This is a genomic window from Streptococcus equinus ATCC 9812 (genome assembly GCF_000187265.1).
In the GTDB taxonomy this organism is placed as follows: domain Bacteria; phylum Bacillota; class Bacilli; order Lactobacillales; family Streptococcaceae; genus Streptococcus; species Streptococcus equinus.
The window spans coordinates 21176-37164 of the sequence record NZ_GL698432.1 but is presented as its reverse complement, the minus strand read 5'-3'; the positions used below and the strand labels follow the sequence as shown (position 1 = coordinate 37164).

General features: G+C 37.8%; 13 protein-coding genes and 2 tRNA genes. All 15 read left to right on the top strand.

From position 1 onward, the window contains the following. Window positions 1-139: 139 nt before the first annotated feature. The 15 genes from tig (at window position 140) to ilvA (ending at window position 15886) form a co-directional block, all read left to right on the top strand. The gene (gene tig / locus HMPREF0819_RS07655) at window positions 140-1423 is read left to right on the top strand and encodes a trigger factor (RefSeq protein WP_003067622.1); all 1284 of its coding nucleotides are present in this window, start codon (window positions 140-142) and stop codon (window positions 1421-1423) included. A 318-nt stretch (window positions 1424-1741) separates the two neighbouring features. Then, window positions 1742-2314 carry a DNA-directed RNA polymerase subunit delta gene (gene rpoE / locus HMPREF0819_RS07650; protein ID WP_003067620.1) on the top strand — a complete coding sequence of 191 codons (573 nt, stop codon included), beginning with the start codon at window positions 1742-1744 and terminating at the stop codon, window positions 2312-2314. Between the two features lie 275 nt (window positions 2315-2589). Then, window positions 2590-4194 carry a CTP synthase gene (gene pyrG / locus HMPREF0819_RS07645; protein WP_003067619.1) on the top strand — a complete coding sequence of 535 codons (1605 nt, stop codon included), beginning with the start codon at window positions 2590-2592 and terminating at the stop codon, window positions 4192-4194. 123 nt (window positions 4195-4317) lie between these two features. Next, complete coding sequence (locus tag HMPREF0819_RS07640) at window positions 4318-5247, top strand: alpha/beta hydrolase (protein ID WP_413081337.1); 930 nt, start codon at window positions 4318-4320, stop codon at window positions 5245-5247. Window positions 5248-5299: 52 nt separating this feature from the next. Beyond that, window positions 5300-5385: transfer RNA gene (locus HMPREF0819_RS07635), tRNA-Leu, on the top strand. Window positions 5386-5597: 212 nt separating this feature from the next. Next, window positions 5598-6479, top strand: coding sequence for a class II fructose-bisphosphate aldolase (locus tag HMPREF0819_RS07630; RefSeq protein ID WP_003067616.1), 882 nt, complete (start codon window positions 5598-5600; stop codon window positions 6477-6479). A 114-nt stretch (window positions 6480-6593) separates the two neighbouring features. Next, window positions 6594-6666, top strand: a tRNA-Thr gene (locus HMPREF0819_RS07625). Window positions 6667-6872: 206 nt separating this feature from the next. Continuing rightward, window positions 6873-7061, top strand: coding sequence for a 50S ribosomal protein L28 (rpmB, locus tag HMPREF0819_RS07620; RefSeq protein ID WP_002885786.1), 189 nt, complete (start codon window positions 6873-6875; stop codon window positions 7059-7061). 115 nt (window positions 7062-7176) lie between these two features. Beyond that, window positions 7177-7542 (top strand): Asp23/Gls24 family envelope stress response protein, encoded by a 366-nt coding sequence (locus HMPREF0819_RS07615; RefSeq protein WP_003067614.1) that lies wholly within the window; start codon window positions 7177-7179, stop codon window positions 7540-7542. Then, window positions 7542-9212: a DAK2 domain-containing protein gene (locus tag HMPREF0819_RS07610; protein ID WP_003067611.1), complete on the top strand. Its 1671-nt coding sequence runs from the start codon at window positions 7542-7544 to the stop codon at window positions 9210-9212. Before HMPREF0819_RS07615 ends, HMPREF0819_RS07610 begins: the two co-directional genes overlap by 1 nt. A 189-nt stretch (window positions 9213-9401) precedes the next feature. Continuing rightward, entirely contained in the window at window positions 9402-11123 is a 1722-nt protein-coding gene (ilvD, locus tag HMPREF0819_RS07605; protein ID WP_003067609.1) for a dihydroxy-acid dehydratase, read from the top strand. Window positions 11124-11255: 132 nt separating this feature from the next. Further along, on the top strand, window positions 11256-12959 hold the full coding sequence (locus tag HMPREF0819_RS07600) for an acetolactate synthase large subunit (RefSeq protein WP_003067607.1): 1704 nt from the start codon (window positions 11256-11258) through the stop codon (window positions 12957-12959). After that, window positions 12952-13437, top strand: a complete 486-nt coding sequence (gene ilvN, locus HMPREF0819_RS07595) for an acetolactate synthase small subunit (RefSeq protein ID WP_003067605.1) — start codon at window positions 12952-12954, stop codon at window positions 13435-13437. Before HMPREF0819_RS07600 ends, ilvN begins: the two co-directional genes overlap by 8 nt. Before the next feature lie 69 nt (window positions 13438-13506). Beyond that, a complete protein-coding gene (gene ilvC / locus HMPREF0819_RS07590) occupies window positions 13507-14529 on the top strand; it encodes a ketol-acid reductoisomerase (RefSeq protein ID WP_003067603.1) in 1023 nt (340 codons plus the stop codon). A 106-nt stretch (window positions 14530-14635) separates the two neighbouring features. Next, window positions 14636-15886: a threonine ammonia-lyase IlvA gene (gene ilvA / locus HMPREF0819_RS07585; protein ID WP_003067601.1), complete on the top strand. Its 1251-nt coding sequence runs from the start codon at window positions 14636-14638 to the stop codon at window positions 15884-15886. Window positions 15887-15989 lie beyond the last annotated feature (103 nt).

The window sequence follows — 15989 nt, the reverse complement described above, 5'->3', positions numbered from 1 at the left end:
AAAATTGACAGTGAAAAATGCTGAAATCAAGCAAAAAAACTTAGCGCCTAAAACCCTTGATATAGCACTATTCTTTGACAAAAAAGCCTGAAATATGTTAAACTAAACTGTATATAAAATTTTAAGGAGAAATGACTTCATGTCTGTATCATTTGAAAACAAAGCTACTAACCGTGGCGTGATTACATTCACAATCGGTCAAGATAAAATCAAACCAGCTCTTGATCAAGCATTCAACAAAGTTAAGAAAAATTTGAACGCACCTGGATTCCGTAAAGGTCACATGCCACGTGCCGTATTCAACCAACAATTTGGTGAAGAAGCTCTTTACGAAGATGCATTGAACGCTCTTCTTCCTGCAGCTTACCAAGCAGCAGTTGCTGAACTTAGCCTTGATGTTGTTGCACAACCAAAAATTGATATCAAATCAATGGAAAAAGGTCAAGAATGGACTTTGACTGCTGAAGTTGTTACAAAACCAGAAGTTAAACTTGGTGACTACAAAAACCTTGAAGTTTCAGTAGAAGCTACTAAAGAAGTAACTGACGCCGAAGTTGACGAAAAAGTAGAACGCGAACGCAACAACCTTGCAGAACTTATCGTTAAAGAAGGCGCTGCAGAACTTGGTGACACTGTTGTTATCGACTTCGTTGGTACAGTTGACGGTGTTGAATTCGACGGTGGTAAAGGTGAAAACTTCTCACTTGAACTTGGTTCAGGTCAATTCATCCCTGGCTTCGAAGACCAATTAGTTGGTGCTAAAGCTGGTGAAACTGTAGAAGTTAACGTAACATTCCCAGAACAATACCAAGCAGAAGATCTTGCTGGTAAAGATGCTAAATTCGTTACAACTGTTCACGAAGTTAAAGCTAAAGAAGTTCCAGCTCTTGACGATGAACTTGCAAAAGACATCGACGAAGAAGTTGAAACTCTTGACGAATTGAAAGCTAAATACCGTAAAGAACTTGAATCAGCTAAAGAAATCGCATTTGACGATGCTGTTGAAGGTGCTGCACTTGAATTGGCTGTTGCTAACGCTGAAATCGTTGAATTGCCAGAAGAAATGGTTCACGACGAAGTTCACCGCGCTATGAATGAATTCATGGGCAACATGCAACGTCAAGGTATCTCTCCAGAAATGTACTTCCAATTGACTGGTACAACTGAAGAAGACCTTCACAAACAATACGAAGCTGACGCTGACAAACGTGTTAAAACTAACCTTGTTATCGAAGCTATCGCTAAAGCAGAAGGATTCGAAGCTTCTGACGAAGAAATCGAAAAAGAAATCAATGACCTTGCTTCAGAATACAACATGGAAGTTGAACAAGTTCGTAACCTTCTTTCAGCAGACATGCTTAAACACGACATCGCTATGAAGAAAGCTGTTGAAGTGGTAACAAGTACTGCTAAAGTAAAATAATTTATCTTTAGATAAATAATTAAAAAGAGGCTGGCACAAAAGTGCTCAGCTTCTTTTTTGTGCCCATACAATTGAAGATGCCATGTTTATGCACCATTAATTAGTGATGCCTGCTTAGCAAGCTAGATTTCTGATCTTAAACAATTCTTTGCAGGAACTTGGTTTGTCTCACTTTCTTTTTATGCATTTCTCAGGAATTTTTGATAAATCTTTTGACGAATTGGCAAAATTAGCGTAAAATAGAGAGTAACGAAAATTAAGATAATAGGTTTTTTGTGGCTGTTTGCCCATATCCTAAGATTAATAAGGAGAACTATCTTGGAATTAGAAGTATTTGCTGGACAAGAAAAAAGCGAACTTTCAATGATTGAAGTTGCACGTGCCATCCTTGAAGAACGTGGACGTGATCATGAAATGTATTTCAGCGATCTTGTAAATGAGATCCAAAATTACCTTGAAAAATCAGATGCAGAAATTCGTGAAGCATTACCATATTTTTATTCTGCATTGAACGTTGATGGAAGCTTTATTCCACTTGGCGACAACAAATGGGGACTTCGTTCATGGTATGCTATCGATGAAATCGACGAAGAAATCATTACACTTGAAGATGATGAAAATGGAGCACCTAAACGTAAACGCAAACGTGTAAATGCGTTTATGGACGGTGATGAAGATGCTATCGATTATTCAGATGATGATCCAGAAGATGATGATTATTCTGCAAAATCTTCAGATATGGAATACGATGATGAAAATCCAGATGATGAAAAATCTGAAGTTGAATCATACGATTCTGAAATCAACGAAATTATTCCAGATGAAGATTTGGATGAAGACGTTGAAATCAACGAAGAAGATGATGAAGACGACGATTTAGACGAAGAATAATATCTAAATCAAAAAAGTTTAATTAAAAAAACTTTGTCTTATCATTTGACAAAAGTTTCTGGATAGTTTATAGTATTATTCGGGCACCTCTTTTTTAGAGGTCGGAGAAAAGCTCCCTAACTTTTTAGGGAGCTATTTTTGTTTTCCTAAAAGTAATTGGACATTTACTTTTTATCTGTCAAATAATGTTGCTGATTATTTGATGTTCTTTTGCTTTTTAATTTTCAAGCACTTATCGTTTGCTATCATTTTTTATTTTAAAGGAGTTTTATTTAATGACTAAGTATATTTTTGTTACTGGTGGTGTTGTTTCTTCTATCGGTAAGGGAATCGTGGCTGCAAGTCTTGGTCGTCTTTTGAAAAACCGCGGTCTTAAAGTAACTATCCAAAAATTTGACCCTTATATTAACATTGACCCAGGTACAATGAGCCCTTATCAACACGGTGAAGTTTACGTGACAGACGATGGTGCTGAAACTGACCTTGACCTTGGTCACTATGAACGTTTTATTGACATCAACCTTAACAAATATTCTAATGTAACAACTGGTAAAATTTATAGCGAAGTTCTTCGTAAAGAACGTAAAGGTGAATATCTTGGTGCAACTGTCCAAGTTATCCCACACATCACAGATGCTTTGAAAGAAAAAATCAAACGTGCCGCGACAACAACTGACTCAGATGTTATCATCACAGAAGTTGGTGGTACAGTTGGTGATATTGAAAGTCTTCCATTCCTTGAAGCACTTCGTCAAATGAAAGCAGATGTAGGTTCAGATAATGTTATGTACATTCATACAACACTTCTACCATACCTTAAAGCTGCTGGTGAAATGAAAACTAAACCAACACAACACTCAGTTAAAGAATTGCGTGGTCTTGGTATTCAACCAAATATGTTGGTTATTCGTACTGAAAAACCTGCTGGTCAAAATATTAAAAATAAATTGGCACAATTCTGTGACGTTGCTCCAGAAGCTGTTATTGAGTCACTTGATGTGGATCACATTTATCAAATTCCACTTAACATGCAAGCTCAAAACATGGACCAAATCGTTTGCGACCACTTGAAACTTGATGTACCAAAAGCTGATATGTCAGAATGGTCAGCAATGGTTGATAAGATTATGAATCTTAAAAAATCAACTAAAATTGCTCTTGTTGGTAAATACGTTGAATTGCCAGATGCATACCTTTCAGTTGTTGAAGCACTTAAACACTCAGGTTATGTTAACGATGCAGCTATCGACCTTAAATGGGTTAATGCTAATGATTTGAACGCTGACAACGTTGATGAAATGCTTGGTGATGCTGACGGTATCATCGTTCCTGGTGGATTCGGTCAACGTGGTACTGAAGGTAAGATTGAAGCAATTCGATATGCGCGTGAAAAAGATGTTCCAATGCTTGGTATCTGTCTTGGTATGCAATTGACATGTGTTGAGTTTGCTCGTCACGTCTTGAACATGGAAGGTGCAAACTCTACAGAACTTGACCCAGATACTAAATACCCAATCATTGATATCATGCGTGACCAAATCGATATCGAAGACATGGGTGGAACACTTCGTTTAGGTCTTTACCCATGTAAATTGAAAGCTGGCTCACATGCAGCACAAGCTTACAACAACCAAGAAGTTGTTCAACGTCGTCACCGTCACCGTTATGAATTTAATACTAAATTCCGTGAACAATTTGAAGCGGCTGGTTTCGTCTTCTCAGGTGTTTCTCCAGACAACCGTTTGATGGAAGTTGTTGAATTGCCAGAGAAAAAATTCTTCGTGGCTGCTCAATATCACCCAGAACTTCAAAGCCGTCCAAACCGTCCAGAAGAGCTTTACACAGCCTTTGTTACAGCGGCAATTGAAAATAGTAAATAATGGATAGAAATGCTCGTCAAACCTTTATGGCTTGACGGGTATTTTTTTGAAAACACTTTATATGAAGGAAGTATTCACATTTTTAGAAAAAATAGTATAATAGTGAGCATGAGAAAAATGAGAATCAGAAAAATAAGAAAACGTATTGTTTTATTATGGATTGTTGCACTGTTATTTGTCACAAGTATTGGGGCAAGTTTTTATTTTTTCCACGTTGCACAAGTTCGTGAAGAAAAATCATTTATCAATCACAAGGCGCGTTCAAAAGATAATGCATTATATGCTTACGAACAAAATTTTGATCAATTATCAAAAGAAACACGCTGGATGACTAATCAAGGTTTAAAACAAGATGCTTGGTATGTTCCTGCAGCAAATGAAACAAATAAGACTGTCATTGTAGTTCACGGATTTAATAGTAAAAAAGAAGATATGAAACCTTACGCATGGATGTTCCATGAGATGGGCTATAATGTTCTTATGCCAGATAATATGTCTCACGGTGAAAGTGAAGGGCAGATTATTGGTTTTGGCTGGAATGACCGACTAAATGTTATTAAGTGGGCTGAGCTACTAGCTTTAGAGAACTCTAACAGTCAAATCACTTTATTTGGAGTTTCAATGGGAGCTGCAACTGTCATGATGGCTTCAGGAGAAGACTCTTTACCGAAACAAGTCGATAATATTATTGAAGATTGTGGGTTCAGCAGTGTCTGGGATGAGATAAAATATCAAGCTAAAGAAATGTACAACCTACCTTCATTCCCATTAGTCTATGAAGTTTCAGTTGTTTCAAAAATTAGAGCAGGATTTTCATATGGACAAGCAAGCTGTATTAATCAGCTTAAGAAAAATGAACGACCAACTCTTTTTATTCACGGTAGTAAAGATGAATTTGTTCCGACAAGTATGGTTTACAAAAACTATCGTGCTTCAAAAGGTGAGAAAGAGCTTTATATAGCAAAAGGTGCGGGTCATGCGAAGTCGTTTGAAACTGATCCAACAACATATTTTGAAAAAATTTCAGCTTTTTTGCAAAAAAATGAAAAATAGTGTTGACAGAAACAAGAATCACTGATATAATTATTTATGTTGTTAAGGAACAGCGGAAATGGCGGAATTGGCAGACGCGCAGGACTAAGGATCCTGTGATCGCTTTAGATCGTGAGGGTTCAAGTCCCTCTTTCCGCAGAGCAGACAAGCTAAGGCTTGTCTTTTTTGTTATTCAATGGAAAGTAATAGTATGAAATAAAGCTTTCATTTTCAGTAAATTTTGTTATTTGTGGGCGTTTTTTCATAGAAAATCAGTCAAATTTCAAGTAACGCTAGCAATCTGATGAGATTTGTGATAAAATGTACGTGTAAAAGGGATTATCCCAAAAAATAAATAGGAGGCCTATATAATGGCAATCGTTTCAGCAGAAAAATTTGTCAAAGCAGCCCGTGACAACGGATATGCAGTTGGTGGATTTAACACAAACAACCTTGAATGGACTCAAGCAATTTTACGTGCAGCAGAAGCTAAAAAAGCTCCAATCCTTATCCAAACTTCAATGGGTGCTGCAAAATACATGGGTGGTTACAAACTTTGTAAAGCACTTATTGAAAACCTTGTAGAATCAATGGGTATCACTGTACCAGTTGCTATTCACCTTGACCACGGTCATTTTGAAGATGCATTAGAATGTATCGAAGTTGGTTACACTTCAGTTATGTTCGACGGTTCACACCTTCCACTTGAAGAAAACCTTGAAAAAGCTAAAGAAGTTGTTGCTAAAGCACACGCTAAAGGTATCTCAGTTGAAGCTGAAGTTGGTACTATCGGTGGTGAAGAAGACGGTATCATCGGTGACGGCGAACTTGCTCCAATCGAAGATGCTAAAGCTATGGTTGCTACAGGAATCGACTTCCTTGCAGCAGGTATCGGTAACATCCACGGTCCATACCCAGCAAACTGGAAAGGTCTTCACCTTGATCACCTTGAAAAATTAACTGCTGCTGTTCCTGGATTCCCAATCGTATTGCACGGTGGATCAGGTATCCCTGATGATCAAATCAAAGCGGCTATCAAACTTGGTGTAGCTAAAGTTAACGTTAACACTGAATGTCAACTTGCATTCGCTAAAGCTACTCGTAAATTTGTTGCTGAATACGAAGCAAACGAAGAAGAATACGATAAGAAAAAACTCTTCGACCCACGTAAATTCTTGAAACCAGGTTTCGAAGCTATTACTGAAGCTGTTGAAGAACGTATCGACGTATTTGGTTCAGCTAACAAAGCTTAATCAGACTTCGTTTCGTTAAAAAAACTTCCCTTTTTGGAAGTTTTTTTGATTTTTTCTTTAGAAATCGCTTCTTTTGTTGACATTATTTTAGCGAGTGCTATAATGAACCTGTTAGCCGATTTAGCTCAGTCGGTAGAGCAACGCACTCGTAACGCGTAGGTCGTAGGTTCAATTCCTGCAATCGGCAAAAGGAAGAAGAGTCCCCATATTTGGGACTTTTTTTGTTTCCAAAAGACTCTTATTTTTCCGGCAGCTTTAGAAATAATATACCTTTTTCTAAAACTTTTTTAATGATTATTGACTAAAATACTTGCTAAATTAGGTCCAATATGTTATCATTTTATGGTATGTGGTGTAAAACACCTATAATCTAAGTAGGAGGACGCAGATAAAATGGCTAAAGTTTGTTATTTCACAGGTCGTAAGACTGTATCAGGAAACAACCGTTCACACGCAATGAACAAAACTAAACGTGCAGTTAAACCAAATCTTCAAAAAGTTACTATTCTTGTAGATGGAAAACCTAAAAAAGTTTGGGCATCAGCTCGTGCGCTTAAATCTGGTAAAGTTGAACGCGTATAAAATAAAAGCCGAAAGGCTTTTTTCTTTGTTTTGTAAACGGTATTTTTCCATTATTTTTTACAATACGGCTAATATATGGTAAAATAAACTGATTAAAACTTTTGAGGTAGTAAATATGACTGTGAAAATTAATACAAAGGATGGCCAGATTGAGTTATCTGACAACGTAATTGCAACTGTTGTTGGCGGTTCAGCAACAGAAATTTTTGGTGTTGTTGGTATGGCAAGTAAAAGTGCTCTTAAGGATAATTTTCAAGCGCTTCTGCGTAAAGAAAACTACGCAAAAGGTGTTGTTGTCAAATCAACAGAAAGTGGTATTTCAGTCGATGTTTACACAGTAATGTCATATGGTGTAAAAATTTCTGAAGTATCTAAGAACATTCAAGAACGTGTCAAGTTTAATCTTGAAAATCAACTTGGCCTCTCAGCAGACATGGTGAATGTTTACGTACAAAATATTAAAGTTGTAGGAGAAGATTAGTGTCAAATATTACAACAAGTTTATTCCAAGAAATGGTTCAAGCTGCTAGTACTCGTCTTGGAAATCAAGCAGAATATGTAAACTCCCTTAATGTTTTCCCTGTACCAGATGGTGACACAGGAACAAACATGGGAATGACAATTGAAAATGGTGCCAAAGAAGTTGCAGACAAACCTGCATCTACAGTTGGAGAAGTCGGACAAATCCTTTCAAAAGGTCTTTTGATGGGTGCACGTGGTAACTCAGGTGTTATCACATCTCAATTATTCCGTGGATTCGGTCAAGCAATCAAAGATAAAGAAGAATTGACTGGTAAAGATCTTGCTCACGCTTTCCAATCAGGTGTTGAAGTGGCTTATAAAGCTGTTATGAAACCTGTAGAAGGTACTATTTTGACTGTTTCTCGTGGCGCTGCTACAGCTGCTCTTAAAAAAGCAGAAGAAACTGATGACGCTGTTGAAGTTATGCGTGCTGCACTTGAAGGTGCAAAAGGCGCACTTGCTAAAACACCAGAAATGCTTCCTGTTTTGAAAGAAGTTGGTGTTGTCGATTCAGGTGGTCAAGGTTTAGTCTTTATTTATGAAGGTTTCTTATCTGCTTTGACTGGTGAATACATTGCTTCTGAAGATTTCAAAGCAACTCCAGCGGTTATGACCGAAATGATTAACACTGAACACCACAAATCTGTAGCTGAACACGTTGCAACTGAAGATATCAAATACGGTTACTGTACTGAAATCATGGTTGCTCTTAAACAAGGTCCTACTTATGTAAAAGAATTTAACTACGATGAATTCCAAGGATTCTTGGGTGGTCTAGGTGATTCACTTATCCTTGTTAATGACGATGAAATTGCTAAAGTTCACGTCCACACAGAAGATCCAGGTTTAGTCCTTCAAGAAGGTCTTAAATATGGAGCTCTTAAAAAAGTTAAAGTTGATAACATGCGTAACCAACACGATGCTGTTCTTGAAAAAGATCAAGCTCAAGCTGCAGCTGCTAGCAAAGAAGTAAAAGACTTTGCAATTGTTGCTGTATGTGCTGGTGATGGCTTAGCTGATATCTTTAAATCACAAGGTGTTGACTACGTTATCTCAGGCGGTCAAACAATGAATCCATCTACAGAAGATATCGTTAAAGCAATTGAAGCTGTTAATGCTAAAAATGTTATCATCTTGCCAAACAACAAAAACATCTTCATGGCTGCACAATCAGCAGCAGAAGTGTCTGAAGTACCAGCCGCAGTTGTTGAAACACGTACTGTACCTCAAGGATTTACAAGCTTGCTAGCTTTCAACCCAACTCAATCATTAGAAGAAAACGTTGAAGCTATGACTGCTAGTCTTTCAGATGTTGTTAGCGGTAGTGTAACACTTGCTGTTCGTGATACTTCTATCGATGGTCTTGAAATCCACAAAGATGACAACCTTGGTATGGTTGATGGTAAAATCGTGGTTTCAAACCCTGATATGACAGCTACTTTGAAAGAAACATTCGCTAAAATGATTGACGAAGATAGCGAAATTGTCACTATCTACGTTGGTGAAGAAGGAAATCAAGAATTGGTTGAAGAAATGGCTGATTACCTTGAATCAACTTACGAAGACGTTGAAGTTGAAATTCACGAAGGTAAACAACCAGTTTATCCATACTTGATGAGTGTTGAATAATATATTATTTGATAAAAGATAAAGGAGGCACTTCGGTGCTTTCTTTTTTTGTCTTCACAAATAAAAAGTGTCAATTAAACATCTAATAGAGAGAAAATTGTTAACTAACAAAATTTTCTGAAAATTACTTGACTTTATTTTTTAAAGTGTTAACATGGTGTGTAAGATTTAATTGATAGGAGAAAACAGATGAGAAGTGACATAATTAAGGTAGGTGTGGATAAAGCACCAGCCCGAGGTCTTCTTTATGCAACCGGGCAAGTAAAATCTGCTAAAGACATGCAAAAACCATTTATCGCAATTTGTAATTCTTATATTGATATTGTCCCTGGACATGTTCATTTGCGTGAATTGGCAGATGTCGCCAAGGAAGCTATCCGTGAAATGGGTGGTATTCCTTTTGAGTTCAATACCATTGGTGTAGACGACGGAATTGCTATGGGGCATATTGGAATGCGTTATAGTCTTCCATCTCGTGAAATCATTGCAGATGCTGCTGAAACAGTTATCAATGCACACTGGTTTGACGGTGTTTTCTATATTCCTAACTGCGATAAAATTACACCAGGTATGATTTTAGCTGCACTTCGTACCAATGTACCTGCAGTCTTTTGTTCAGGTGGTCCGATGAAAGGTGGCGTTGATATGACAGGTCACCAAGCAACGCTGTCAAGTCTTTTTGAAGCTGTCGGAACTTATCAAGCTGGTGATATGTCTAAAAAAGAATTAGATTATTTGGAACAAAATGCTTGCCCAACGTGTGGTTCTTGCGCAGGAATGTTCACAGCTAACTCAATGAACTCTCTTATGGAAGTTCTTGGTCTTGCTCTTCCAGGAAATGGTACAGTCCTTGCTGTATCAGACCAACGTCGTGAATTGGTAAGACAAGCAGCAAAACACTTGATGGATAATGTTAAAAATAATTTGCGTCCACGAGATATTATTACAAAAGAAGCTATCGACGATGCCTTTGCACTTGATATGGCTATGGGTGGGTCAACTAACACAGTTCTTCACACACTTGCTATTGCGCGTGAGGCAGGTATTGACTATGACCTTACTGATATCAATGAAATTGCTAAGAAGACACCATATCTTTCTAAAATTGCACCATCAAGCATTTACACGATGCACGATGTTCAAGAAGCAGGTGGTATTTCAGCAATTATCAATCAATTGATTAAAAAAGGAACCATTAAGGGTGATCGCATTACGATTACTGGTAAGACTCTGAAAGAAAATGTAGCTGGTGCAGAAATTAAAAACGAAGAAATCATTCATCCAATTGAACACCCAATTTCTCCAGTAGGTGGTTTGTCAGTTCTTTATGGAAATATTGCACAAGATGGCGCGGTTATCAAAGTCGGCGGTGTTGATCCTTCTGTTAAGACTTTCCGAGGAAAAGCTATCTGTTGTGATTCTCAAGATGAAGCGCTCGAATTAATTGATAATGGTACCGTTAAAAAAGGTCATGTTGTCGTGATTCGTTATGAGGGCCCTCAAGGTGGTCCTGGTATGCCTGAAATGCTTGCGCCAACGTCTAAAATTGTTGGACGTGGTCTTGGTAAAAATGTTGCTCTTATCACAGATGGACGTTTTTCTGGAGCTACACGTGGTATTGCAATTGGTCACGTATCGCCAGAAGCAGCAGAAGGTGGAAATATCGCACTTATTGAAGATGGTGATGAAATCTATATTGATTTGACTAATCGCACGATTGATCTGATTGTTGATAAAGAGACTTTAGCAGAACGTCGCAAACATTTGAAACCATTTAAATCAAAAATTTCTAGTGGTTGGTTGCGCCGTTATACAGCCTTTGCTTCATCTGCAAACTTTGGTGGGTCAATGATGACTCAAGAAGAGTTTGAAGAACGTAAAGCAGAACGCGAAAGCCAAGATAAAAAGTAAAGTTAAAGATAATTTGTGAAAGTTAGCATTTTATTGCTACTTTCACTTGCTTTATTTTTTTTAAATGTTATCATAGATATAACTTGTTTTAATTTTTAGATAATTCAAAATATATAGAAAAAGGAGGAGCTCGTGAATCAGATTAGATTAGAAGAACCCAAAAATGGATCAGAGTTATTATTGGAAACCTTGGCTAGTCTAGGAATTGATACAATTTTTGGCTACCCAGGTGGGGCAGTCTTACCACTTTATGATGCGATTTATAATTTTGAGGGTATCCGTCATATTCTGTCACGTCATGAGCAAGGTGCCCTCCATGAAGCGGAAGGTTATGCCAAATCAACTGGTAGTCTTGGTGTTGCGATTGTAACAAGTGGACCTGGTGCGACAAATGCCATTACTGGAATTGCTGATGCGATGAGTGATAGTGTTCCATTGCTTGTTTTCACTGGTCAAGTTGGTATGCCAGGTATCGGTAAAGATGCTTTCCAAGAAGCCGATATTATTGGAATTACGATGCCGATTACAAAATATAATTATCAGATCCGTGATGTGGCAGATGTCCCACGCATTGTGACGGAAGCTGTTCACATTGCGACAACTGGTAGACCTGGACCGGTTGTGATTGACCTTCCGAAAAATATTTCGGCAACTAAAACATCATTTTATTATGATCCGACGGTTAACCTTCCAAGTTATCAACCAACCATTGAACCAAATCTTTTACAGGTTAAAAAGATTTTAACGCAGCTGAAGAAAGCAAAACGTCCACTGATTATTGCTGGTGGCGGAGTGAATTACTCTGGGGCATCTGAGGAGTTAATCGCTTTTGCAGAGCGTTATAACATTCCTGTTGTTTCAACATTGCTGAGTTTAGGGGTTATGCCAATCAATCATCCACTTTCTTTGGGGATGGGGGGCATGCATGGATCGTATGCATCAAATATGGCTCTGACACAGTGTGATTTTATGATTAACTTTGGGTCGCGCTTTGCTGATCGTTTAACAGGAAATCCCAAAACATTTGCTAAAAAAGCAGTTGTTGCTCATGTTGATATTGACCCAGCAGAGATTGGAAAAGTGGTCAAAACACAGATTCCGATTGTTGGTGATGCCAAGCGCACTTTACAAATTCTTCTTGATGAAGATGGGGTCAAGACACGTCATGATAATTGGACAGATTCTGTTCTTGCTAATAAAGCGAAAGCGCCATTTAGTTATGATTTTGATGAGTCGGTGATTAAGCCACAACATGCTATTGCAACGATTGGTAAAGTCACTGATGGTGATGCGATTGTTGTTACAGACGTTGGTCAACACCAAATGTGGACAGCACAATTTTACCCTTACAAAAATGAACGACAGTTGATTACATCTGGAGGACTCGGCACAATGGGATTTGGTATTCCAGCTGCAATTGGTGCCAAGTTAGCTAATCCTGATAAAGAAGTCATTCTTTTTGTTGGTGATGGTGGTTTCCAAATGACAAACCAAGAACTAGCTTTGTTAAATGGTTACGGTGTTCCGATTAAAGTAGTTCTGGTTAATAACCATTCACTTGGTATGGTTCGTCAATGGCAAGAGTCGTTTTACGATGAGCATCGAAGCGAGTCAACCTTTGATGATGAACCAAATTTCCAAATGATGGCTGAAGCTTATGGTATTACGCATTACAAGTTCACTAATCCAAACACATTAGAAGAAGACTTGAAGGTCATTACCGCAAATAAACCGATGCTAATTGAACTGGCAATTTCAAATCGTGAACAAGTTTATCCGATGGTACCATCAGGAAAATCAAATAGTGAGATGTTGGGGGTGAAGTTCAATGCGTAGAATGTTAACAGCTAAACTTCAAAATTCAACAGGTGTTCTCAATCGCTTTACTGGTGTCCTGTCACGAAGGCAGGTTAATATTGAGTCTATATCAGTTGGGCAGACAATGGAACCAAATGTTTCTCGCATTACGACTATTATTGATGTTGAGAATTTGGAAGAAGTTGAGCAAATCATTAAACAACTTAATCGTTTGATTGATGTGCTTCGCATTCGTGATATCACTGATATTCCGCATTTGGAACGCGAAGTAATTTTGGTTAAGGTGACAGCTCCGACAAGTAAACGTGCTGAAATCTTAGCTGTTATTCAACCATTCCGAGCGAGTGTTGTTGATGTGGCACCAAAATCAATTACCATTCAAGTAACAGGTGATGGTGATAAGATTGATGCTTTACTTCGTGTCATTAAGCCTTATGGCATTCAAAATCTTGCTCGCACGGGTGCAACAGGATTTTCAAGAGATTTTTCTTGTTAAAATACTTAAATTAGTTAACATTTGCCTTACTCAGGCAGTTAAAATAAAAATAGAAAAGAGATATTTATTATGGCAGTAACAATGGAATACGAAAAAGATGTAAAAGTAGCAGCTCTTGATGGTAAAAAAATTGCCGTTATCGGTTATGGATCACAAGGTCATGCTCATGCTCAAAACTTACGTGATTCAGGTCACGATGTTATCATTGGGGTTCGCCATGGTAAATCATTCGACAAAGCAAAAGAAGATGGTTTCGAAACATATGAAGTAGCTGAAGCAACAAAACTTGCTGATGTTATCATGGTTTTGGCACCAGATGAAATCCAAGCAAAACTTTATGCTGAAGAAATTGCACCAAATCTTGAAGCAGGTAATGCACTTGGTTTTGCTCATGGTTTCAATATCCGTTTTGAATATATTAAAGCTCCAGAAACAGTAGATGTCTTTATGTGTGCGCCTAAAGGTCCAGGTCACCTTGTACGCCGTACTTACACTGAAGGATTTGGTGTGCCAGCACTTTACGCTGTTTATCAAGATGCTACTGGTCATGCTAAAGACATCGCAATGGACTGGTCTAAAGGTATCGGTGCTGCGCGTGTTGGACTTCTTGAAACTACATTCAAAGAAGAAACTGAAGAAGATTTGTTCGGTGAACAAGCAGTTCTTTGTGGTGGTTTGACTGCCCTTATCGAAGCAGGTTTTGAAGTTCTTACTGAAGCAGGCTATGCTCCAGAATTGGCTTACTTCGAAGTTCTTCATGAAATGAAACTTATCGTTGACCTTATTTACGAAGGTGGATTCAAGAAAATGCGTCAATCAATTTCAAATACAGCTGAATTTGGTGACTATGTTTCAGGTCCACGTGTCATCACTAAAGATGTTAAAGAAAATATGAAAGCCGTTCTTGCTGATATTCAATCAGGTAAATTTGCTGAAGAATTTGTAAGCGACTATAAAGCTGGTCGTCCAAAACTTGAAGCTTATCGTAAAGAAGCTGCAGAACTTGAAATTGAAAAAGTGGGTGCAGAACTTCGTAAAGCAATGCCTTTTGTTAACCAAAATGATGACGATGCATTCAAAATTTATAACTAATTTTTGAAGAAATCTACTTATAAAAGGCCGATGTTAGTCATCGGTTTTTTATCTATTAATCAGTCATTTGTCATATAAAATATTTAAATATTAGAAGAGGTAGTTTATGATCTTAGCTAAGGATGTTGTTGACGCCTATGACGTCTTGAAAGATGTTGTTGAGTGTACACCCCTAGATTTTGACCGTTATTTATCGGAAAAATATGGTGCAACCGTTTATCTTAAACGAGAAAATATGCAGAAAGTGCGTTCGTTTAAAATTCGTGGAGCTTATTATGCTATTCATCAGTTGTCAGATGAAGATAAGAAACGTGGTGTTGTCTGTGCTTCAGCAGGTAACCACGCTCAAGGTGTGGCATTTACTTGTCATGAAATGAAAATTCCAGCAACAATTTTTATGCCTGTAACAACTCCTCAGCAAAAAATTGGGCAAGTCAAGTTCTTTGGTGGTCCTTACGTGACAATCAAGTTGGTTGGTGATACTTTTGATGCTTCAGCTCAAGCTGCTCAAGAATTTACAAAGTCAGAAGGAATGACTTTTATTGATCCATTTGATGATGATGATGTCCAAGCAGGACAAGGAACTGTGGCATATGAGATTTATGAACAAGCTCAAGAAGAAGGCGTAACGTTTGATAATATTTTTGTTCCAGTTGGTGGCGGTGGATTAATTTCGGGTGTTGCAACCTACATTAAGGACGTTGCTCCAGAAATTGAAGTTGTTGGTGTTGAGGCATCAGGTGCAAGAAGCATGCGCGCAGCATTTGACAAAGGCCATCCTGTAAAATTGGAAGAAATTGATAAATTTGCTGATGGGATTGCAGTGCAAAAAGTTGGTGACAAGACTTTTGAAATTGCTCGAAAATACGTAGATAAATTAGTCGGTGTTGATGAGGGGTTGATCTCAGAGACTTTGATTGATATGTACTCAAAACAAGGGATCATTGCTGAACCAGCTGGAGCTTCTTCAATTGCAGCACTTGAAGTTATGAAAGATGATATCAAAGGTAAGACAGTCGTTTGTATCATTTCTGGCGGTAACAATGACATCAATCGTATGCAAGAAATGGAAGAACGTGCTCTCATCTATGATGGCGTCAAACATTATTTTGTGGTTAATTTTCCACAACGTCCAGGAGCTTTACGTGAATTTGTCAATAATATCTTAGGTCCAAATGATGATATCACGCGATTTGAATACATCAAACGTGCTAACAAAGGGACAGGACCGGTACTCATTGGGATAACTTTAGGAGATAAAAATGATTATTCGGCTTTTATTGATCGATTATCTGTTTTTGATCCTTCATACATCAACCTTCATGGAAATGAAAGCCTCTATAATCTACTAGTCTGATAAGATGTTTTCTTAGAATAACTTTAATAAGCTAAACTAGCTGGGTCTTATGACTCAGCTAGTTTTTATGATTTTGCTTGACTTTTTAAAGAAATAAAATATA